The organism is Neobacillus sp. DY30 (genome assembly GCF_030123065.1).
GTDB lineage: Bacteria > Bacillota > Bacilli > Bacillales > Cytobacillaceae > Neobacillus.
The window spans coordinates 2,569,505-2,590,989 of record NZ_CP126093.1; the positions used below are offsets into that span (position 1 = coordinate 2,569,505).

A 21,485-nucleotide genomic window follows, 5' to 3' on the forward strand; every position below is an offset into this window, starting at 1 on the left:
ATCCCTAAATTTTGGAAGGTGGTAGAACATGGCTACTTGGGAGAAGGACGGTTTTGTTATCAGTACAGATAAGCAATATCTTAACACGGATGTGATTCACCATTTTTTAAGTGTGGATTCTTACTGGGCTAAAGGTATTACGATGGACAAAGTAAAGAAAGCGATTGAGAAATCCTCTATTTGCTTTGGTATGTACGAGGGTGACCCTGCAAAAGGGGAAGCCAAGCAAATAGGTTTTGTTCGCGCGGTAACAGATTTTGTAAGATTTGCTTGGATTATGGATGTATTTGTCCTTCCTGAATATAGGGGGCTAGGATTATCGAAATGGATGATGGAAACGATGGTGGAGCAATCCGAACTTAAAGATGTTCGGAAAATGATGTTATGTACCTTTGATGCTCACGGTCTATATGAACAATATGGTTTTCAGTCACTCGATGACCCCGAAATTTTTATGCAAAGAAAAATATAGTATTCTAGTTAAATAGGCTGTCTGCTAATTAGCAGGCAGCCAGTATTATTATGTTTAGGAGAGAAAAAATGTTAAGTGCTGCAATTCATGGATTTATTTTAGCCTTTGGGCTAATTTTACCTTTAGGGGTACAAAATGTGTTTGTATTTAATCAGGGAGCCATACAGCCAAAATGGGCAAATGCATTACCGGTGGTTTTAACAGCTGCACTATGTGATACACTCTTAATCTCATTGGCGGTTCTAGGGATATCTGCAGTGGTGTTAGAAATCAGCTTATTAAAAATGGCCTTGAGTGTGATTGGGATTGCTTTTTTACTATATATGGGCTATGTAACATGGAAGAGTAAACCTAGGACAGGGGAGAATAGTGCTGAATTATTTTCAGCGCGGAAACAAATTACCTTTGCTGCGTCTGTTTCTTTGTTAAACCCTCATGCCATTATGGATACGATTGGTGTAATCGGAACAAGTTCATTAACGTACTCAGGAATAGAAAAAGCAGTTTTTACAGTTGTTTGTATTTTTGTTTCATGGTTATGGTTTTTTGGATTATCTATTGTTGGTAGATTGGCAGGGAACCTTGATCAAAGTGGTCAATTCATTAACACGTTAAACAAAATTTCAGCTGTAATTATGTGGGGAACAGCGGTGTACCTAGTGTTTGCGTTATAAAAAATTTGCCCGGCATTCGCCGGGACTTGTTATAGAATCTATATAATAAAAGGGGGGGAGGATAGGTTCCTGTTACTGAACCTATTACTATAATAAGGGATAAATATGAACAAATTATGAAGGATTAATTAATAGATTGGTAAATCTGTGGAGGAGAAAATCATGAAGGATTTCCATTGCTGTGCCACCTGCAGACATTTTAAAGCTGAAAGAAAAACAGGTCGAATGGTTTATTTTTGCAGTCGTTTAGGATACGAAACCAAAACCAATTATAAATTTAATTGTTGGACTCCTAAAAAGAGCATAATAGAGTTAATGGATAAATATGAAGAGTTGAAAAAGGAGTTTTGAGGGAAATGGCTAATACACATGTATTCTCACGCAAAGAAGAGGTTGCTAATTCGATTACGCACGGGATTGGTGCAATGCTTAGTATTGCGGCGCTGGTCATATTAATCGTTTTTTCCTCCCTGTATGCTACTGCTTGGCATATTGTAAGCTTTACAATTTATGGAGCCTCCATGTTCATCTTGTATATGTCCTCTACATTGGTACATAGTTTTCCAGAAGGTAAAGCCAAAGATTTATTTGAGATTTTTGACCACTCCTCTATCTACTTTTTTATTGCTGGTACGTATACACCATTCTTGCTGGTTGTGATTAGAGGTCCGTTAGGCTGGTCATTGTTTGGGGTAGTTTGGGGACTGGCAATTGCCGGTACAGTCTTTAAATGTTTTTTTGTAAAAAAATATTTATTTACCTCGACGATTCTCTATGTGGTAATGGGCTGGATGATGGTTTTTGCTTGGAATCCATTGGCAGCTAAGCTTCCCTCTGAAGGAATGACGTATTTGATGATAGGGGGTCTCCTGTACACATTTGGGGCCATTTTTTATGTATGGCGCGGGTTCCGCTATCATCACGCAATCTGGCATTTATTTGTCATCGCTGGAACCGTAGTGCACTTCTTCTGCGTATTGTTTTATGTATTACCCATAAAATAGTGTGAATACAAAAGGGCTGAGTTCTATAGTGACCGGAGGCTTTACAAATTAGGAGTTACGGTCACTAAAAGAGCTCTATAGTGACCGAACTCATGAAAAAATAGGAGCTATGGTAGCTATAAGAGCTCTATAGTGACCGAACTCATGAAAAAATAGGAGCTATGGTAGCTATAAGAGCTCTATAGTGACCGAACTCATGAAAAAATAGGAGCTATGGTAGCTATAAGAGCTCTATAGTGACCGAACTCATGAAGAAATAGGAGCTATGGTAACTATAAGAGCTCTATAGTGACCAAACTCATGAAAAAATAGGAGCTATGGTAACTATAAGAGCTCTATAGTGACCGAACTCATGAAAAAATAGGAGCTATGGTAACTATAAGAGTGAAGGCATCTGGCAATGTACCAGACGCCTTTTTATAATTAATTTTTCTTCATAGCAAAGTAGGTATCCATTACTCTTCGCCCGATAAGAAAATTTGCTCCGTTATCGGTTGTTCCTTGATAGGCCCAAGGAACAATGACAGCCATTGCCACTTCAGGGTTGGAGCTTGGTGCGTAAGTGACTAAGCTTAAATTCATTACCGGAGGCGGCTCTTTCCCGAACTTAGCGCGTTCTGGACCATCATAAAATGCTTCTGCGGTACCAGTTTTACCTGCGGGAGAATAGGAGACGCCCGTAAACCGTCTAAATGCCGTTCCACCTGGCTCCTGGAAGACCTTTTTGAAGCCTAATTGGACTCGGTCCATCCATGCAGGTTCCGCGTCAATCGTATTGAGAACAGTTGGTTTAATTTCTTGAAAAACAGTTCCGATTTCATCGGTATTATTATCAATAGGTTCGCGTATTTCCTTTACGATATGAGGTTTCATCCTTTTTCCGCCATTGGCAATTGTTGAAATGTATTGTGCCAACTGCATAGGAGAATAGGTATCATATTGTCCGATTACTAAGTCCATTAAATGACCGGGAAGCCTGCTTGCGCCCTTTAAACCGCTTGATTCGTTTGGCAGATCGATCCCTGTTCTGGAGCCAAGACCAAAGCTTGCAAACGAATTGCGAATGATTTCAAATGTATTTGGTGCAAGACCTAAAGGCTTATCATATTGGTAATTCCCTTTACCAATCCGAATCGCCGTATGGAACATGTAAACGTTGGAAGAGAGTTTTAACGCATCTGCATCGTTTAATGTACCTAAATAGGAATAGGATTTTTTTAGAGGGGTATCGGCGATTTTTATTCCCGTGTCATTAATGCGAGTTCCCGGACTAATGACCCCCTGTTTAAAACCGGTTAATATGGTAGCACCCTTTACAGCAGAACCTACATTATAAGTCGTAGTAATCGTACCGAGTGCGTCATCCTGCATTTCTAATTGTCCGGTCTCTGTATTTTTAACGATTCTTTTTCCTGCCATCGTTAAAATGGCCCCATTATTTGGATCCATCAAAACGACATAGGCACGATCCAACAGGGAGGTATTAGGAGTTTTTTTCAATCCCCAAAGTTCGTCTTCAATTATTTTTTCCACAGCTATTTGTAAATCCATGTCAACGGTGAGGACGAGGTCCTTGCCTCTTTTCCCATCTGTAACCACTTCGGTCTCAATAACATTACCTTGCTTATCGGTTATCGTTTTTACCTTTGATTTGTAACCGTGAAGGACATCTTCGTATTGCAGTTCAAGCTGGCTTTTACCAACTCTGTCATTACGGTTATAACCTAATGATAAAAAATGATCCAGTCGGTCTGCAGGAAGACCTTCCTCGGTTTTCGTTACATTTCCGAGGATTGATTTTAATGTTTGATCAAATACATAAGATCGATCCCAATCAGTTGTAGTATCGACTCCTGGAAGAGATTGCAGATTTTCACTTACAATCGCAAATTCCTCAGGCGTGACATCTTCATTTTTGACAATTTGCGGGGTAAACTTATAACCGCTTGAAAACGCAAGATATATCGCCCAGACTTCCAGCTCTTCTGGTGTTAATTGACTTATTTCCTCCTCGGTGATTCGTTCAATATTTAATTTATATAAGTCATTATCCTTTAATTTTTTTTCTTTAAATAAAGCTAATTCTTTTTTTGTGATTTTTGCTTCGGCTTTTTCCGGATTTTTGAGAATCCATAGATCTTTCTTTTCCCGCTGTGTCATCTTATCATGATTCTTCACAATTAATCTTGCCAATTTTTCAGCTGTATCCAGCATCTCTTTCTGGCTGGCACCCATATTTGTGTATGTAATCGCGCGTTTTGGAACGTTATCAACAATGACACGATAGTTACTGTCAAACATTTTTCCCCGGGGTACAGGGTTGTTTATCGTAATATCTTCTTTCCTCTCCAGCTCACGTTTAAAATTTTCTCCGTACACAATTTGAACGAATCCCAAGCGCAAAATTAGGATGGAAAATAACAAAAACACACTGAAAAACAGTAGATTGAGGCGGAATGGAAAATGAGATTTCTTCTTTTTCTTTTTCTCCAACTTTTTTTCACATCCTTGTTACTTTTAGGTTAGTATGTCCTTCCTAGATAATTGGTAATTATTTATTATTTTACGTTTACATTTGCAGAATTGTAAAGGATTTCCTCCCGAAGAAAATGGAACTGGTAAATATGTTATTGACGATTCCGGAGATTTATCATATATTATTAGTAATAAAATATTTCCTTTTTAAAGGGGAGTAGCTGGACAATAAAGTCGTCATTCCGAGAAGTAATTTTCTCCGGCTTTATTGGCAACGTGACGTTGTTAGCAAGACCTTTACTGCAAAAACGGTAAAGGTCTTTTTGTGTGTGTTTATTGAGGCCTTTACCGTTGGAAAAAGTTTCACTTTTTCCTTGGTAAAGGCTTTTTTATTGCAGCAAAGGGATATTTTAGAAAAAAACTTACTTTTTAGGAGGACTTATTGATGGACTTTTCTCTTTTGCTGGAATATGGATGGGTATTGCTGGTGTTAGTGGCACTGGAAGGATTATTGGCAGCAGATAATGCCCTTGTACTTGCCATCATGGTAAAACATTTACCAGAAGAAGATCGCAAGAAAGCTTTATTTTATGGGTTAGTGGGGGCATTTGTTTTTCGATTTGCTTCATTGTTTGTTATTTCTTTTCTCGTCGATGTTTGGCAGGTGCAAGCCATTGGTGCCCTATATCTTTTGTTTATGGCAGCTAATCACATTGTCCGAAAAATCGCTGTTAAAGGAAAATCGGATAGTAACAAGGAAGAAAAGACTGTTAAGAAAAGCGGATTTTGGTCAACTGTGTTTAAGGTTGAATTAGCGGACATTGCCTTTGCTGTTGACTCCATTTTAGCAGCTGTGGCTCTTGCAGTCGTGCTTCCCGACACACCGCTCCCTAATATCGGCGGGTTGGATGGAGGAAAATTCTTAGTTATTTTTGCCGGTGGAATCATTGGTCTTGTGATTATGCGTTTTGCGGCAAATCAATTTGTTAAGCTTTTAGAAAGAAGACCTGGTCTTGAGATCGCAGCATTTGGTATCGTCGGCTGGGTAGGTGTTAAACTAGCTGTTTACACACTTTCACACCCGTCACTCGCTGTATTAAGTGAAGAATTTGCCCATTCCACAGAATGGAAACTAACGTTTTACGGAGTGTTAGTAGGTATTGCCGCAGCTGGCTGGTTCTTCTCAAAGGACCAAGGCGCAGAAAAAACTAAAATAGAAACAAAAGTATCATAATTTACACGCTAAAATGAAAAACTAAAAGAATAAAATTCGAAAGAGAGCTGCATTCAAATCGATTGCAGCTTTTTTTCGGTAAAAAAAGCTGTTTATGGGTATGAATAATGTATACATATATTTTTATGGAGGTGTAAGCCTTACACCATGTAAGGTGAGCCATTGACAATCATAAATCTTCTATTAATCGCATTATTAATTGCATTAACTGGATACTTCGTCGCGACTGAATTTGCTATCGTAAAGGTACGGGGATCCAGAATTGAACAATTAATCGCAGAAGGTAAAAAAGGGGCGGAAGCGGCTAAACATGTCACGACTCACCTCGATGAATATTTATCAGCATGTCAGCTTGGAATAACCGTTACAGCTTTAGGTCTTGGCTGGCTGGGTGAACCAACTGTTGAAAGCTTATTGTATCCGCTATTTAAACGGCTGGAGTTAAATGAGGCAATAGCCCATGTTTTGTCGTTTGGTTTGGCATTTGCTTCAGTTACGTTTTTACATGTTGTGATTGGAGAGTTGGCTCCAAAAACCGTAGCTATTCAAAAGGCCGAAGCAGTTACACTTGCATTTTCCAAATCATTGATATGGTTTTATAAAATCATGTATCCCTTTATTTGGGTATTAAATCATTCTGCGCGTGTTATAGTTGGATGGTTTGGGTTCAAATCTGTCTCTGAAAATGAATTAGGTCTTTCAGAGGAAGAATTGCGAATTCTATTGTCAGAAAGCTATGAAAGTGGAGAAATCAACAAAAGCGAACTGGAGTACGTGAATAATATTTTTGAATTTGATGAAAGAATTGCAAAAGAGATTATGGTCCCAAGAACGGAAATGGTTACCTTAAATATGAATGACAGTATTGAAACGGTCAGGGAGGTTATAAAGAGAGAAAAATATACACGTTATCCTGTCGTGGTTGATGGAGACAAGGACAATATTTTAGGACTTATAAATATCAAAGAAATTTTAACGGAAGAAATTAAAAGGGAAGAGATCCTGAAGGATACCACCCTGCAGTCAATGTTGAAACCCGTGATTCGTGTGATTGAATCGATTCCCATTCATGATTTGTTGGTGAAGATGCAAAAGGAACGCTCACACATGGCCATTCTGCTTGATGAGTATGGCGGGACTTCTGGATTGGTCACTGTTGAGGATATATTGGAGGAAATCGTCGGTGAGATTCGTGATGAATACGATACCGACGAAGTTGCTGAAATTCGGAAAATGAGTCAGGATCACTACTTGTTCAATGCAAAGGTTTTAGTCGGAGAAGTAAATGATCTATTGGGTACAAGTCTTTCGGATGAAGAAGTGGATACGATAGGCGGCTGGTTCTTAACACGCAATTTTGATGCTAAAAAGGGTGATCAGATTGAAGAGGATGGTTTCATTTTTACTGTGAAAGATATTCACGGTCACCACATTCTGTTAATAGAAGCCAAAAAAGTATTTACAGCAGAAGCAAAAGCATAAACAAGCAATTTCTTTGATTTGGAATTGCTTGTTTTTATAATGTCAAGAATAGTGAATTATTTTATTAAAAAAAGTTTGACAATTTTGTGAACACAGTTAATAATTATAATATAGAGAAAGGGGATATGTTGTTATGAGAAGTAGAGAGAAATTCCTTAATGCTGTGACATATGTCGGCCTAACAATTTTAACAATTGGAATATTGGCTTTTATTGTAGGTATGTTTGTAAACGGTTACAACGCGCTTGTACCAATTGGAATTGGAACAACCGTAGGGGCTGTGTTTATTTTTCTGATTGGTGTGTTTTTAGTGGTAACAGATGAAATGTTAGAAAAATCATATATAGGAACGAAAGTAGTTCCAATTAAATCAAAAAAAGGAGCACCTATTCAATAGGTACTCCTTTTTCACTGTCCAGCTCCAGCGCCCTAGCGGCTAGTGTCCTTCGCTCTCCGCCCTACGATAAGTCAAGCATCGAATCGCCTCCGGCTCTTCGTGTTTCCTTTATCTCAGTTGGAGCGCTCCAGGCCATACGCCACTGACCAGGTCGCTTCCGCTTTTCTATTTACATATCCCAAATCATCGCGAGTAGTGTTCCGAAAACTGTTACAATTGCAATAATCAAACCGTAAAATACATTTGTGTAAATGGCACCTTTATCCTTAGTTTCTCCCGCATGCATAAAGACAACTAACTGAAGTCCAGCTTGGAAAAACGCTGTGACTAGAAGAATTGTCATGCCTGCTGCAAAGGACATGTCAAGAAAATAAACGGCTAATGCAACGGTTGTCAGGAGTAAAGAGAATACAAAACCAAGTACTTGCTTCATCGGAAATAATTGGCTCATATTACATCATTCCTTTCAAATAGATGAAGCTGAAGATGAAAATCCAAACAACATCTAAGAAATGCCAATACAATGAGAAGATAAATGCTTTATTGGTCGTCTGCGGAGTAAATCCACGTTTTTTGATTTGCAGGATAATAAATAATCCCCAGAAAAGGCCAAGTGTCACGTGTGCTCCATGTGTACCTAATGTTGTTAGCAGTGCTGAAGTAAAGGCACTAGTTTGTATTCCTGCTCCTTCGTGAACATACGTAACGAATTCAAAAATCTCTACACCTAAAAAGGCAAGCCCAAGCAGAAGGGTGATGGAGAAAAATGAAATCATCGCTTTTTGCTTGCCAAGTCTCATCGCATGAATACCAAGTCCAACAGTAAAACTACTCGTTAAAAGTAAAAGGGTCTCAAGAAGCACTGGTGTGATTACGAATATTTCTGCTCCAGTCGGTCCGCTTCCAGTTCTATGCTCTAACGTGAAATAGGTTGCAAACAAGGTTGCGAAAAGCATAATTTCGGCACCAAGGAAGATCCAAAATCCTAAAATTTTTAAACTGTTTTCCTCGGTACTATATTCTAATGGAAGCGAGTTATCAATTTTCATTTGTTAAGCACCTCGCAAATTTGTTTCTGTTTCTTCAATTTCTTTTACAGATATATATCGGCCATGATCTTGCTCAAATGACCTTAGAGTCATACAAACGAAGATTCCAATTGTAGTAAGGATTACCGGAATCCACAAGCTGAAAACAAAGGAGAATCCCCAAACAAAGAAGATACAGCTCATGATGAATGGGATACCGCTATTATTAGGCATGTGAATTTTCTCGTATTTACCTTTAAATAAGACATGACCATTCTTCTTCATGTCCCATAGTGCCTCATTGGAACGTACTTCTGGTAAAATCGCAAAATTATATTCTGGTACCGGTGTATGTGTTGACCATTCTAATGTACGTGCATCCCAAGGATCATTACTGATATCTCTAGATTCATATCGAGTACTATAGTAGATATTGTAGACGATTAACACAAAACCAATTGCCATGATCGCGGCTCCAACAAATGAAATCATATTCATTGCACCGAATCCAGCAGCTTCAGAATAGGTGTACATACGACGTGCCTGGCCATCTAAACCTGAAACGTACATAGGCATGAAGGCTAGGATGAAACCAATCGAAAGCAGCCAAGCAGTCCATTTTCCAAGTTTCTCATTTAACATGAAACCAAACATCTTCGGCCAATAATAATGCAGACCAGCAAGCATTGCATATACAACACCAGGTATAATAACGTTGTGGAAATGAGCAACTAAGAACATCGTATTATGATATTGATAGTCAGCTGCAGACATTGCAAGCATTACCCCGGTAACTCCGCCAAGTGTAAATAACGGAATGAATAGAATGCTATAAAGCATTGGAGTAGTAAAAACAATTTTTCCTTTTCTAAGTGTGAACAGCCAGTTAAAGATTTTCACACCTGTAGGAACGGCAATTGCCATCGTTGTGATCGAGAAGATACTGTTTGTGAATGCTCCTTGCCCCATGGTAAAGAAATGGTGCGCCCATACTAGGAACGAAAGAAGCGAAATGATAACCATCGAACCAACCATAGATTTATAGCCATATAGGTTACGGCGGGCGAAGGTTGAAATTACTTCACTGTAAATTCCGAATGCCGGAAGAATTAAGATATAAACTTCAGGATGTCCCCAAACCCAGAAAATGTTTGCCCAAAGCATATCCATACCGCCATTATCCATGGTAAAGAAATGTGTTCCAAATTGACGATCCAAGGTTCCCATTGCAAGTAAAACGGCTAAAACTGGGAATGCGAACACGATAATGACGTTAGCAATTAATGCAGACCAAGTAAACATTGGCATTTTCATTAATGTCATCCCAGGAGCTCTCATTTTGAGAATCGTCGTGATAAAGTTAATTCCGGTCATTAATGTACCAATACCAGCAATCTGAATGGCAATCATATAATAATTGGTCCCTACAGATGTACTAAATTCGTTACCAGCTAGCGGGAAATAAGAGGTCCAGCCTGCGTCAGGTGAACCGCCGACAACGAATGAAATGTTGAATAGCATCGCACCCATAAAGAATAACCAGAAGCTTAATGCATTCAAACGCGGGAATGCCACGTCACGTGCTCCAATTTGCAGTGGAATGACAAAGTTCATAAAGAACATAATAAAAGGCATTGCCATGAAGAGAATCATAACGATTCCGTGTGTTGTGAAAATTTCATTATAATGCTGAGCGTCAAGCAGGGTGTTTTCAGGTACTGCCAGCTGAGCGCGCATCATAATCGCGTCAACGCCGCCTCGGAATAACATGAGAAGGGCAGAGAGCAGGTACATAATACCAATACGTTTGTGGTCAACTGTTGTTAACCATTCGCGCCAAAGATAGCCCCATTTTTTAAAATAAGTTAATCCTGCAATAACTGCGATGATTGTTAGCCCAATTGCAGCCATCGAGGCATAAATCGCAAGACTTGGATGTGGTACGGCAAATCGATCAAAGAAATCCATTTATACTATCTCCTTTCAAGGGAAGATTACTATTTAAAATTAATGACTCATACCTTCATGTCCGGAATGCGAATCTGTATGAGTTTCTGATTCAGGTGTATCTGATGATTCTTCGCCATGATCATGACCTGATGGCGGCGGTGAAAACTCTAGGTGAGTTCCAATGTATGTTTGCTGGCCAAGATGACCTGGCTTTAATAATTCCTCGAATTTTTCAGCTGTAATCGGTTTAGCTGTTTCTTTTACTTCCTTTACCCAGTCATCAAAATCCTCTTGAGACATGGCTGTAACGTTAAATGTATTCTCAGCAAATCCTTTACCTGAAAAGTTTGCATTACGACCCATGAATTCACCAGGGACATCTGCAGCTAAGTGTAAAGTCGTTACGTGGTCACCCATTGCATATTTTTGTCCCCCAAGCTGTGGAATCCAAAAACTAGTGATCGGTCCATATGAGTACAGTCTAAATTCAAGTGCTCGGTTTGTAGGGATATATAAGTAGTTAACTGTTTCAATTCCTTCTTCAGGATAACTAAAGTGCCATTTCCAGTCGGAGGATGAAGCATAAACGACTAAAGGCTTTGTATCTTCGTAGCCCTTCGGTTTTGCCTCAACAATATAGTTACTTTGAACAGATACATAAGATAGAAAAGCAACGATTAATACTGGAATACCAACCATAATGACCTCAACCCAAAGGTTTCCTTCAATATGAGGCGGTTCATAATCGGCTCTTTGTTTAGAAGCACGATATTTCACTAGCATGTAGACTAACAAGGCAAAAACAACAATCACAATAAAAGCCATTACTCCTATCGATAATAAGATGTCGTTTGCCTGTCTTTCTGCTTGAGGTCCCTTAGGATCCAAGACAAGTAATGGCTCACATCCAGATAATATCGTGATGATGGTAAAAAACACTGAAAAGAAAGCCATTTTAATACTCTTTTTGTGCATGGTTTATAACTCCTCTCATTAATTATCACTTTGGTCGTTCGTGATTTCTTTCACAAACTAGTTTGAAAGTTTATTTAAAATTAATACTACATGACAATAACTATATAATTAGTGTTATTATCCCGTACCACAATATTAACAACAAAGGTGTGATGTTTATATACGTTTTTTGAAGAATTTGTGACAAATTTGTTAAGGTTTTAAATTCCAACGAAAATCGGATATGAAGTTGGATTTTTAAAATAATTGTCTATTTTTGCATATTAATGGGATAATGAATAGGTATACCAATCGATAGGGGAGACAAACATGAAAGTCAAAATTAATCGTCATGCCGCGAAAGCATTAAAAAAAGTGTTGGAAGGACCTGAAGCAGAAGGGAAATTATTCCGTGTGTATGTCACCAATATGCATGGTGACCATGCCCATTATGACTTAATGCTGGATACTCCAACAGATCATGATGAAGTGGTCAAAACGGATAAAGATATTGAGTTTATCCTTGATAAACGAGAGGAATTTTTGGACGGGGTATGGATTCAAATGTTCCATGTTCCTAAGGAAGAGTGGGTCATCACCAACCCATCAAAAGGCGGACATCATCATCACCATTAATTTAAGAGATAACAGAATTCCACCAGGTATTGTTCCAGGTGGTTTTTGATTGTTTTTTTCCAGATATTTTCATATAATCCAAGTACTTAACTAAAAGGAGATTTGCGATGATTCGACGGTTCTTTTCCTATTACAAACCGCATAAAAAGCTTTTCGTTCTTGATTTTAGCAGCGCGGTTATAGTTGCAGTTTTAGAGTTAGCATTTCCGATTGCGGTGTCTTGGTTTATTGATGAGCTGCTCCCAGGAGGGGATTGGCAAGCAATTGTACTAGTCAGTATTGGACTGTTAACGGTTTATGTTTTGAGCACCCTTTTACAATTTGTTGTGAATTATTGGGGACATAAACTTGGTATTAATATTGAAACAGACATGAGGCAAGAACTTTTTGAACATGTGCAAAAACAGTCCTTTCGCTTTTTTGATAATACTAAGACCGGGCATATTATGAGTAGAATCACCAACGACCTATTTGACCTCGGAGAGCTGGCACACCATGGTCCGGAGGATGTTTTTATCGCTTTGATGACATTTGTAGGTGCGTTCTGGATTATGCTAACGATAAATGTGAAACTCGCACTTGTCGCCGTTTTAATTCTCCCGCTGTTAGCTATTTTAGTAGTAGTTTGTAATTTAAAGATGAATAAAGCTTGGAGTCATATGTATACAAGTATTGCAGATGTAAATGCGAGAGTGGAAGACAGCGTTTCAGGGAGCCGTGTGGTTCAATCATTTACAAATGAAGATTATGAGATTGCGAGATTTCGAAAAAATAATCAAAAATATCGAAATGCAAAACTAGTCGGATATCGCGTCATGTCTTTCAGCTTATCAGGTATTTATATGATGACAAGACTCATCACAATTATTGTTCTGGTTTATGGTGCATGGCTTAGCTTTACAGGGCAGCTTTCTTACGGAGAACTTGTTGGATTTGTGCTCTATGTAAATGTTCTATTTAAACCGATCGATAAAATAAGTGCTATCATGGAATTGTATCCAAAAGGCATGGCAGGATTTAACCGTTTTATGGAAATTATTGATTCTGAACCAGAAGTGAAAGATACAGATGATGCCATTGAAATTGCTGCTCTTAAAGGTGATATTGTCTTTAATGATGTTACCTTTAGCTATGACAAGCAAAATTCAGTGCTTGAAAATATAAACTTGGACATTCGAGCTGGTGAAACGATTGCGTTTGTCGGACCATCAGGGGCAGGTAAAACCACCATATGTTCATTAATTCCTAGGTTTTATGATGTCAGCAATGGCAGCATTACCATTGATGGGTTTGATATTCGTAACATCACAAAAAAATCACTGCGCTCGCAAATTGGTATTGTTCAACAAGATGTGTTTCTTTTTACAGGGACCATTAGAGAAAATATTGCATATGGAAAGAGAAATGCTACAGATGAGGAAATAATGGAGGCTGCAAAACGTGCTCATCTTGAGAAATTTATACAATCATTGCCTGATGGATATGAAACAGAAATCGGAGAACGCGGATTAAAGCTTTCCGGCGGTCAAAAACAAAGACTTGCGATTGCAAGGATGTTTTTGAAGAATCCACCAATACTGATCTTGGATGAAGCAACCTCAGCACTGGATACTGAAACAGAAATGGTCATTCAAGAAGCATTAAACGAACTGGCCAAAAACCGAACAACCTTGATTATTGCACATAGACTTGCTACCATTCGGAATGCTGACAGGATTGTTGTTGTGACTGAAGATGGTATTGCTGAGGAAGGCGGTCATGACGAACTAATCGAACAAGATGGTATTTTTGCAAGCCTGCACCGTGTACAATACCAGCAGTAATTATTTAGTATCCCTGTATCAAACACAGGGATATTTTTATTTCCTTTCATTTTGAGTTCACTGCAATTGATGTTAATCTTAAGAAGTACGGTTTGAAAGGGGATAAGTACATATGGAGAACTTCAAAAGTGATGTTGAAATTAAACTGGTTGCACTTGATATGGATGGAACTCTGCTAAACGATGAGCATGAGGTATCTGAGGAAAATCGAAAAGCGATTAAAGAAGCTCAGGAAAAAGGTATTTATGTAGTACTCAGCACTGGGCGTTCACTAAGAAGTTGCCAGAACCATGCTGATTCACTAGCGTTAACTTCTTATTTAGTAACGGTAAATGGCAGTGAAATTTATGACCATCAAAGAGGGTTAGTGGAAAGAAACCTTGTAAATTCGGAGTCCATACAGTGGATGCTGGAGTTGACCCAAAAGCATAAAATCCGATATTGGGCCATCAGTACCAATCGAAACTATTTTGATGAAATGCCGGAAGATATTCACGCAGAGGAATGGTTGAAATTCGGATTTAACATAAAGGATGAACCAACAAGAGATAAAATTCAAAAAGAATTGGAAGCAAGAGGGGGCTTTGAATTGAGTAACTCAACCCCAACCAATATTGAGGTAAACCCATTAGGAATTAATAAGGCTAAAGGACTTTTACTTGTGTGTGAGCGTCTTGGAATTGAGATGAAAAATGTCATGGCAGTTGGTGACAGCTTAAATGATTTAGCGATGATTAATGCAGCCGGATTAGGAATTGCGATGGGGAATGCCCAGGAGACAGTAAAAAAAGCAGCAGACTGGGTTACTGCTTCCAACAATGAAGATGGTGTAGCAGCAGCTATTCGTAAATGGGTACTATAGGAAAATCAAAAACGATGTAAAAGACAATATACTTAAAAAATATTTATGATTTTTAAATAAATTCTATATAAATGGGAAATACTTTCTATACAAGGGAATTTTGTTTAAAATAATTTTCTCTTGGGTATAATAATCGAGCAAGACTATATTGTAATTTCATGTAATTGTTACATGCTAGGAGGAGCTACAAAAATGGAACATGGTAAAGTAAAATGGTTTAACGGCGAAAAAGGCTTTGGATTTATTGAGCGTGAAGGTGGAGACGATGTTTTCGTTCATTTCTCAGCTATTCAAGGCGAAGGTTACAAAACCTTAGATGAAGGTCAAGAAGTGACGTTTGAAATCGAAAATGGACAACGTGGTCCACAAGCGGTTAACGTTCGTAAATCATAATAAACCTTCTAAATAAAACAGACTCCAATTGTGAGTCTGTTTTTTAATTTGCTGTAAGAGATGATAAAAAAACCTCCACAACTAGTGGAGGTTCAATATGTGATAAGTAAAATGGTTAATCATAGTATAGGGTTATTTAAGAAAATTCATACCTAGGGTAGTTTTTACCCGTTTGGTGGACTTTAATTTATAATTTCCTGCACTCTGCCAACTTGACCATCCATTAACCTTACCTTTATTCCATGAGGATGGGAACTCGAGTTTGTTAAAATATCCTTCACGACTCCATTTGTAAGTTTTCCAGTTCTTTGATCTGCTTTAAGAACAATTTTAACCTTAGTACCGGCAGTGATGTCTTTTCTATTTTTCCCGTTCATTAAACTCCCATTTTCCTGCGGGTATTACTTACTTTTTTCGTTTGCTGACTTTTCATCTTTTGGCTATTTTGAAGACCACCCTGGGTGTTATTCGCTGCTGCCGCTTTGTTCTTTTTATTCGCTAACTGCTGCTTCATCGCTTCCTGCAGACTCATTTTCTTTTTTGGTTCTTCATTTTGGTTTGTTTGATTGTTTTCTGACATTAGGAAATCCTCCTGAAAAAATGTAATTACATACCCTCAGTATAATCTATTTACACTTAAATTAACAATTTTGTCTTTTAATTTAATACTTTGTAATTGACTGGCATTAAACACACTCATAGGATTATATTTAATACTATATTATAATTATTATAATTTAGTATTGATTTTTAAAAAGTTTAGATTATAATTTAGGTAGTTAGTAATTAAATACTCTATGAGGTGATTAAATGAGTAACCAGATAAAACATTTAACAACAAGCTACGGAGCACCTGTAGCTGATAATCAAAATTCGATGACTGCCGGTTCTCGTGGACCAACATTAATCCAAGATGTGCATTTACTAGAGAAATTAGCACACTTTAACCGCGAGCGAGTACCTGAAAGGGTGGTTCATGCGAAGGGTGCCGGAGCACATGGATATTTTAAAGTCACAAATGATATGTCGATATACACAAAAGCAAAGCTATTTAATGGTGTTGGCAAAACTACACCGATGTTTATTCGATTCTCAACTGTAGCTGGAGAATTAGGCTCAGCTGATACTGTGCGTGATCCACGCGGTTTTGCAGTTAAGTTTTATACGGAAGAAGGAAATTATGATTTAGTAGGAAACAATACGCCTATATTCTTTATCAGAGATGCCATTAAATTCCCAGACTTTATTCATACACAAAAAAGAGATCCGCGCACACATTTGAAAAATCCAAATGCGATTTGGGATTTCTGGTCATTATCTCCAGAATCATTACACCAAGTAACATACTTAATGGGTGATCGTGGTATTCCTGCAACACTGCGTCATATGAATGGATATGGCAGCCATACATTCAAATGGGTCAATGCACAAGGTGAAGCAGTTTGGGTGAAATATCACTTTAAAACAGAGCAAGGCGTTAAAAATATGTCCAATGACGTCGCTGCTAAGCTTGCCGGTGAAAATCCAGATTATCATACAGAAGATTTATTTAATGCGATTGAAAAAGGCGACTTCCCTAAATGGAAGTTATATGTTCAAATTATGCCTTTAGAAGACGCTAATACTTATCGTTTTGATCCATTTGATGTGACAAAAGTATGGTCACATAAGGATTATCCATTAATTGAAGTGGGACAAATGGTATTAAATCGCAATCCAGAAAACTACTTTGCAGAAGTAGAGCAGGCAACATTCTCACCAGGAACATTGGTACCTGGAATTGAGCCTTCTCCGGATAAAATGCTGCAGGGCCGAATATTCGCCTATTCCGATGCACATCGCTATCGTGTAGGGGCAAATCACAATCTGCTTCCTATTAATCGTCCAAAAGTAGAAGTGAATAACTATCAACGTGATGGTCAAATGCGCTCTGACAATAATAGCGGCCATTCGGTTTACTATGAACCAAACAGCTTTGGCGGTCCAACAGAGCTGCCGGCAGCAAAAACAACAGCTTTCCAGGTTTCAGGTGCAGCCGATAGCGTTCCTTATGACCATAACGATCATTACACACAAGCTGGGGACCTTTACCGCTTAATGACGGAAGAAGAGCGTACCCGGTTAATCGCAACAATCGTAGGTGCGATGAAGCCGGTTGAGAGAGATGAAATTAAGCTTCGTCAAATTCAACACTTTTTTCAAGCAGATCCTGAGTATGGTGAAAGAGTAGCGAATGGTTTAGGTTTAGCCATTCCACAAGAAGTGAAATAACTTTTAATAGCAAAAAGACTGATCAAGGGTGACAGTCTTTTTGTTTTTTTCTGATTATTTAATATAAAATCTTATATTTCGACAGCTTTTTCAACCCCTCCATATTAAACTAAATTCTATCTTGTTCCATTTTAAAATTGTTTAAAACCATATTTCAGACTCCACGGAGGTTGCTGAAGCTGAAGGGAGATAAAGATATGAAAAACAAAACAGCTATTGTGACCGGTACATCAAGCGGATTTGGATTATCTGCTTCTATTGAATTAGCACGAAAGGGTTTTACTGTGATTGCTGCCATGAGGAACACCAATAAAAAAGGTGACCTTCTGCAGGAGGCAAGGAAGCATGGAGTTGAATCCCAGATCATCGTTTCTGAACTAGATGTTACCAATGAAAAATCAATACTAGCGTTTCAAACACGTGTACTCGATGAGTACGGAAGAATAGAAGTTTTAGTGAACAATGCTGGTTATGCGGGTGCAGGCTTTGTAGAAGAGATCTCGATGGATGAATACCGGAAACAATTTGAAACAAATGTCTTTGGCGTTTTTGCTGTTACGAAGGCCTTTTTACCTGTAATGAGGAAACAAAAGCATGGATGCATTATAAATATCAGCAGCATAAGCGGTAAAGTTGCTTTCCCTGGAATGTCTCCCTATATCGCCTCAAAGCATGCCATTGAGGGCTGGAGCGAGAGTCTCCGTTTAGAAATGCAGCCATTTGGTGTGAAGGTGGTATTGCTCGAACCTGGATCATACAAAACTAATATCTGGACAACAGGAAAGAAGGTTGCAGCAGATTCATTGCAGTCTCACTCTACATATCAAAATTATATGAAGAAAATAGAAAGATATATTACAGAAGGAGAAAACAGCTTTGGCGACCCTTTAGATGTCGCAAAGAAAATAGCTGAGATTGCGATCATGGAAAACCCGGACATTAGGTATCCGATTGGACGTGGAGTTAAACTTACTATTTTTTTGAAAAATTTCTTGCCATGGAGAATATGGGAAAAAATAATCATAAGTAAACTGTTCCATAAATAGAAGCGGCAAGAATCTTAAAGTATTCACGATGTTGTCGTTTTTAGGAAGGAATATCGGTGATACAGTGAGAATAATAGATATATGAACAACATTAGAGGAGGGCTAAATTTGGATATCCAAGTGCTAGAAAAAGAAGAAATGAAGGTAGTTGGAATTTCATGGAGCGGCACTTATTCACAATTGAATACTATTCCTGAATTATTTGATGTGATGAAAGAGCGGATCGATGAGGTACCCAATCAAACGAATACTTCCATTTTAATTGCACCTTTTCATAGCAGAGAAACAGAATTAACTTATTATGTAACAACTCCAGTTGAAAAGCTGGAAAATGTCCCAGAGGGAATGGTAGGGTTTACGATTCCTAGAAAAAATTATGTTTGTACTTCGCATAAAGGCAGCCTGGAAGAAATTGCTCAGACCTATCAGCAGACGCTAGTTTGGATGCAGGAGTATGGTTATGATTTAGATGACCATGCCCTAAGTTTAGAAGTCTTTAAACAGCAAGATCTGAATAACGATGGAGTTATTCAATTTGAGCTTTATCTGCCTGTCAAAACATATGGAAACGATTATTAATCATTTTTTTAGCTATTCTTATAATTATTAGGTATACTAGTAATTATCATATAGTTGAATAATTCCTTCGGGGTCAGGTGAAATTCCTAACCGGCGGTGATGAAGCATAGCTTCTTAGTCCGTGACCCGGTTAACTTTTGTTAAGCGGTGGATCTGGTGAAACTCCAGAGCCGACAGTTAAAGTCTGGATGGGAGAAGGAAAAAATCCGGTTTAACCAAGGGAGCAGTCTACCCTTTTTTAGGCCTTATTTTCTTAATGCCTTTTTCCAAGGACCCTGAAGTGTTTCATCACTTCAGGGTCTTTTTCTTCTTTTATGATCGTAAGTAAGGTAAGAAAAAATTTGTATAACCTTGCAAAAAACAGGTAAGGAGAACAAAAGCTATGTTTACCGGTATTATTGAAGAATTAGGAGTGGTAGCAAATATCCAGCGAACAGGTGAATCATTTGTTCTGACCATCCAAGCAAGAAAAATACTAGAGGATGTTCATCTCGGTGACAGTATTGCGGTTAACGGCGTATGTCTTACGGTTACTACTTTTACCGCTGGTCAGTTTACGGTAGATGTTATGCCAGAAACCGTTAAAGCGTCGAGCTTACAGTTTTTGAAGCGCGGCTCAAAAGTAAATTTAGAACGTGCAATGGCAGCCGGGGGAAGATTTGGCGGTCACTTTGTTTCCGGCCATATCGATGGAACAGGAATGATAAAAAGTAAGAGACCTATCGAAAATGCCGTTTATTATGAAATTGAAGCCTCACAAGAAATCCTGCAGTATGTAATCGAAAGAGGTTCCATAGCGGTTGATGGGACAAGCCTTACTGTATTTGGTGTATCAGATGATGCTTTTACTCTTTCTCTAATCCCTCATACCTTGACTGAAAGTATCATTGGTCTTAAGGGTTCAGGCGACATTGTCAATTTAGAATGTGACATGATTGGCAAGTATGTGGGCCATTTTTTAACGAGCAGACAAAATAATGGAAACAAAAAAAGTTCATCCAGTATTAGTACGAGCTTTTTAGAAGAACATGGGTTTGCTTAATTACATAGAAAGGGGAGAATAATCGTGTTTGATAAAATTGAAGATGCCTTGATCGATTTACAAAAAGGGAAAGTTATCATCGTTTGTGATGATGAGGACCGGGAAAACGAAGGTGACTTTGTCTCCTTAGCCGAAAAAGCAACACCAGAGGTAATTAATTTAATGGCTACTCATGGTAGAGGATTGATCTGTATTCCAATTGAGGAGGAATTGGCGCAGAAATTGGAACTGTTACCAATGGTTGCAGTTAATACAGATGAACATGGCACAGCCTTTACTGTCAGTATTGACCATAAATTTACTACCACAGGGATATCAGCGTTTGAACGTTCCGCAACGGTATTAAGTATGCTCGACCCAGAAGCAAAGCCTTCTGATTTTAAAAGGCCTGGCCATATTTTCCCTTTGATTGCAAAAAAAGGAGGGGTCTTGAGAAGAACAGGACACACCGAAGCAGCAGTGGATTTAGCAAAACTATGCGGATCTCAGCCTGCTGGGGTGATTTGTGAAATCATGAATGAGGATGGAACCATGGCACGTGTTCCGGAGCTGCGGAAAATTGCCGATGAACTTGACGTAAAAATGATCACCATTAAAGATTTGATTGAATATCGCAATAAAAAAGACAAGCTGGTTAAACGTGAAGTTGAAATCAACCTGCCCACGGAATTTGGTGAATTTAAGGCAGCTGGATATTCAAACGTCATTGATGGTAAAGAGCATTTAGCGTTAATAAAAGGTGAGATTAATCCTGAGAATCCTATCCTTGTCCGTGTCCATTCCGAGTGTTTAACGGGTGATGTTTTCGGTTCATACCGCTGTGATTGCCGCTCGGAACTGCATGCCGCATTAAGTCAAATTGAAAGAGAAGGTAATGGAGTCCTCCTTTATATGCGTCAGGGCAGTAGTCTAGTCAATAAATTGCGGACATATGAGCAGCTAGAAGATCACCATACTGTTGAGTCAGATGAAAATGGAGCAGAATTACGTGAGTTTGGTATTGGGGCTCAGATATTAAAGGATTTAGGGATTAGCAAAATGAAATTGTTAACCAATAACCCGCGCAAAATAAAAGGAATTAAAGGATTTGATCTTGAAGTCGTTGAGACAGTAGCTTTGCAAATGGAAATCAACGAGGAAAAGGTAAAATAAAAACTAAACAA

Annotated in this window: 22 protein-coding genes and 1 riboswitch; of the genes, 15 read left to right on the top strand and 7 right to left on the bottom strand. The window is 38.5% G+C overall.

Annotated features, from left to right (window positions below):
• Positions 1–28 precede the first annotated feature (28 nt).
• From QNH29_RS12290 to trhA, 3 genes are all read left to right on the top strand, one after another.
• Entirely contained in the window at positions 29–472 is a 444-nt protein-coding gene (locus tag QNH29_RS12290) for a GNAT family N-acetyltransferase (RefSeq protein ID WP_283865040.1), read from the top strand.
• A gap of 68 nt (positions 473–540) precedes the next feature.
• A complete protein-coding gene (locus QNH29_RS12295) occupies positions 541–1,146 on the top strand; it encodes a LysE/ArgO family amino acid transporter (RefSeq protein WP_283865041.1) in 606 nt (201 codons plus the stop codon).
• A gap of 356 nt (positions 1,147–1,502) precedes the next feature.
• Entirely contained in the window at positions 1,503–2,150 is a 648-nt protein-coding gene (trhA, locus tag QNH29_RS12305) for a PAQR family membrane homeostasis protein TrhA (RefSeq protein WP_283865043.1), read from the top strand.
• 423 nt (positions 2,151–2,573) lie between these two features.
• Here the strand turns inward: trhA and QNH29_RS12310 are convergent, their stop codons facing one another.
• Positions 2,574–4,643 (bottom strand): peptidoglycan D,D-transpeptidase FtsI family protein, encoded by a 2,070-nt coding sequence (locus QNH29_RS12310; RefSeq protein ID WP_283865044.1) that lies wholly within the window; start codon positions 4,641–4,643, stop codon positions 2,574–2,576.
• Between the two features lie 427 nt (positions 4,644–5,070).
• Here QNH29_RS12310 and QNH29_RS12315 point away from each other — a divergent pair, with 427 nt between their 5' ends.
• The 3 genes from QNH29_RS12315 (at position 5,071) to QNH29_RS12325 (ending at position 7,738) form a co-directional block, all read left to right on the top strand.
• Positions 5,071–5,859 carry a TerC family protein gene (locus QNH29_RS12315; protein ID WP_283865045.1) on the top strand — a complete coding sequence of 263 codons (789 nt, stop codon included), beginning with the start codon at positions 5,071–5,073 and terminating at the stop codon, positions 5,857–5,859.
• A 162-nt stretch (positions 5,860–6,021) separates the two neighbouring features.
• Positions 6,022–7,341, top strand: a complete 1,320-nt coding sequence (locus QNH29_RS12320) for a hemolysin family protein (protein WP_283865046.1) — start codon at positions 6,022–6,024, stop codon at positions 7,339–7,341.
• Between the two features lie 133 nt (positions 7,342–7,474).
• Positions 7,475–7,738 (top strand): hypothetical protein, encoded by a 264-nt coding sequence (locus QNH29_RS12325; protein WP_283865047.1) that lies wholly within the window; start codon positions 7,475–7,477, stop codon positions 7,736–7,738.
• Between the two features lie 169 nt (positions 7,739–7,907).
• Here QNH29_RS12325 and qoxD read toward each other — a convergent pair whose 3' ends face one another.
• From qoxD to qoxA, 4 genes are read right to left on the bottom strand one after another with little or no spacing between them, the layout of a single operon-like run.
• Positions 7,908–8,189: a cytochrome aa3 quinol oxidase subunit IV gene (gene qoxD, locus QNH29_RS12330; protein ID WP_283865048.1), complete on the bottom strand. Its 282-nt coding sequence runs from the start codon at positions 8,187–8,189 to the stop codon at positions 7,908–7,910.
• A gap of 1 nt (position 8,190) precedes the next feature.
• Positions 8,191–8,787 carry a cytochrome aa3 quinol oxidase subunit III gene (qoxC, locus tag QNH29_RS12335; protein ID WP_283865049.1) on the bottom strand — a complete coding sequence of 199 codons (597 nt, stop codon included), beginning with the start codon at positions 8,785–8,787 and terminating at the stop codon, positions 8,191–8,193.
• 3 nt (positions 8,788–8,790) lie between these two features.
• Positions 8,791–10,734 (bottom strand): cytochrome aa3 quinol oxidase subunit I, encoded by a 1,944-nt coding sequence (gene qoxB, locus QNH29_RS12340; RefSeq protein WP_283865050.1) that lies wholly within the window; start codon positions 10,732–10,734, stop codon positions 8,791–8,793.
• A gap of 39 nt (positions 10,735–10,773) precedes the next feature.
• The gene (gene qoxA / locus QNH29_RS12345; RefSeq protein WP_283865051.1) at positions 10,774–11,691 is read right to left on the bottom strand and encodes a cytochrome aa3 quinol oxidase subunit II; all 918 of its coding nucleotides are present in this window, start codon (positions 11,689–11,691) and stop codon (positions 10,774–10,776) included.
• A 309-nt stretch (positions 11,692–12,000) separates the two neighbouring features.
• On the opposite strand from qoxA, the gene QNH29_RS12350 reads away from it, so the two are divergent.
• From QNH29_RS12350 to QNH29_RS12365, 4 genes are all read left to right on the top strand, one after another.
• Complete coding sequence (locus QNH29_RS12350; RefSeq protein WP_283865052.1) at positions 12,001–12,306, top strand: iron-sulfur cluster assembly accessory protein; 306 nt, start codon at positions 12,001–12,003, stop codon at positions 12,304–12,306.
• A gap of 107 nt (positions 12,307–12,413) precedes the next feature.
• Entirely contained in the window at positions 12,414–14,129 is a 1,716-nt protein-coding gene (locus QNH29_RS12355; RefSeq protein ID WP_283865053.1) for an ABC transporter ATP-binding protein, read from the top strand.
• Positions 14,130–14,241: 112 nt separating this feature from the next.
• Positions 14,242–14,991: a Cof-type HAD-IIB family hydrolase gene (locus tag QNH29_RS12360; protein ID WP_283865054.1), complete on the top strand. Its 750-nt coding sequence runs from the start codon at positions 14,242–14,244 to the stop codon at positions 14,989–14,991.
• A 192-nt stretch (positions 14,992–15,183) separates the two neighbouring features.
• Positions 15,184–15,384 (top strand): cold-shock protein, encoded by a 201-nt coding sequence (locus QNH29_RS12365; protein ID WP_149869847.1) that lies wholly within the window; start codon positions 15,184–15,186, stop codon positions 15,382–15,384.
• A gap of 182 nt (positions 15,385–15,566) precedes the next feature.
• On the opposite strand, the gene QNH29_RS12370 is transcribed toward QNH29_RS12365, so the two are convergent.
• On the bottom strand, positions 15,567–15,761 hold the full coding sequence (locus tag QNH29_RS12370) for a YwbE family protein (RefSeq protein ID WP_283865055.1): 195 nt from the start codon (positions 15,759–15,761) through the stop codon (positions 15,567–15,569).
• On the bottom strand, positions 15,761–15,964 hold the full coding sequence (locus QNH29_RS12375) for a hypothetical protein (protein WP_283865056.1): 204 nt from the start codon (positions 15,962–15,964) through the stop codon (positions 15,761–15,763). The genes QNH29_RS12370 and QNH29_RS12375 overlap by 1 nt, the downstream gene beginning before the upstream one ends.
• A 230-nt stretch (positions 15,965–16,194) precedes the next feature.
• Here QNH29_RS12375 and katA point away from each other — a divergent pair, with 230 nt between their 5' ends.
• The 5 genes from katA to ribB all read left to right on the top strand — a co-directional run bounded on the left by katA (position 16,195) and on the right by ribB (position 21,474).
• Complete coding sequence (gene katA / locus QNH29_RS12380) at positions 16,195–17,655, top strand: catalase KatA (RefSeq protein ID WP_283865057.1); 1,461 nt, start codon at positions 16,195–16,197, stop codon at positions 17,653–17,655.
• A 197-nt stretch (positions 17,656–17,852) separates the two neighbouring features.
• A complete protein-coding gene (locus tag QNH29_RS12385) occupies positions 17,853–18,701 on the top strand; it encodes an oxidoreductase (RefSeq protein ID WP_283865058.1) in 849 nt (282 codons plus the stop codon).
• A gap of 108 nt (positions 18,702–18,809) precedes the next feature.
• Positions 18,810–19,280, top strand: coding sequence for a GyrI-like domain-containing protein (locus QNH29_RS12390; protein WP_283865059.1), 471 nt, complete (start codon positions 18,810–18,812; stop codon positions 19,278–19,280).
• 59 nt (positions 19,281–19,339) lie between these two features.
• Positions 19,340–19,484: riboswitch (FMN riboswitch) on the top strand.
• Positions 19,485–19,662: 178 nt separating this feature from the next.
• Positions 19,663–20,322, top strand: a complete 660-nt coding sequence (ribE, locus tag QNH29_RS12395) for a riboflavin synthase (RefSeq protein WP_283865060.1) — start codon at positions 19,663–19,665, stop codon at positions 20,320–20,322.
• A 24-nt stretch (positions 20,323–20,346) separates the two neighbouring features.
• Positions 20,347–21,474 (top strand): 3,4-dihydroxy-2-butanone-4-phosphate synthase, encoded by a 1,128-nt coding sequence (gene ribB, locus QNH29_RS12400; protein ID WP_283865061.1) that lies wholly within the window; start codon positions 20,347–20,349, stop codon positions 21,472–21,474.
• The last annotated feature ends 11 nt before the right edge of the window (positions 21,475–21,485 follow it).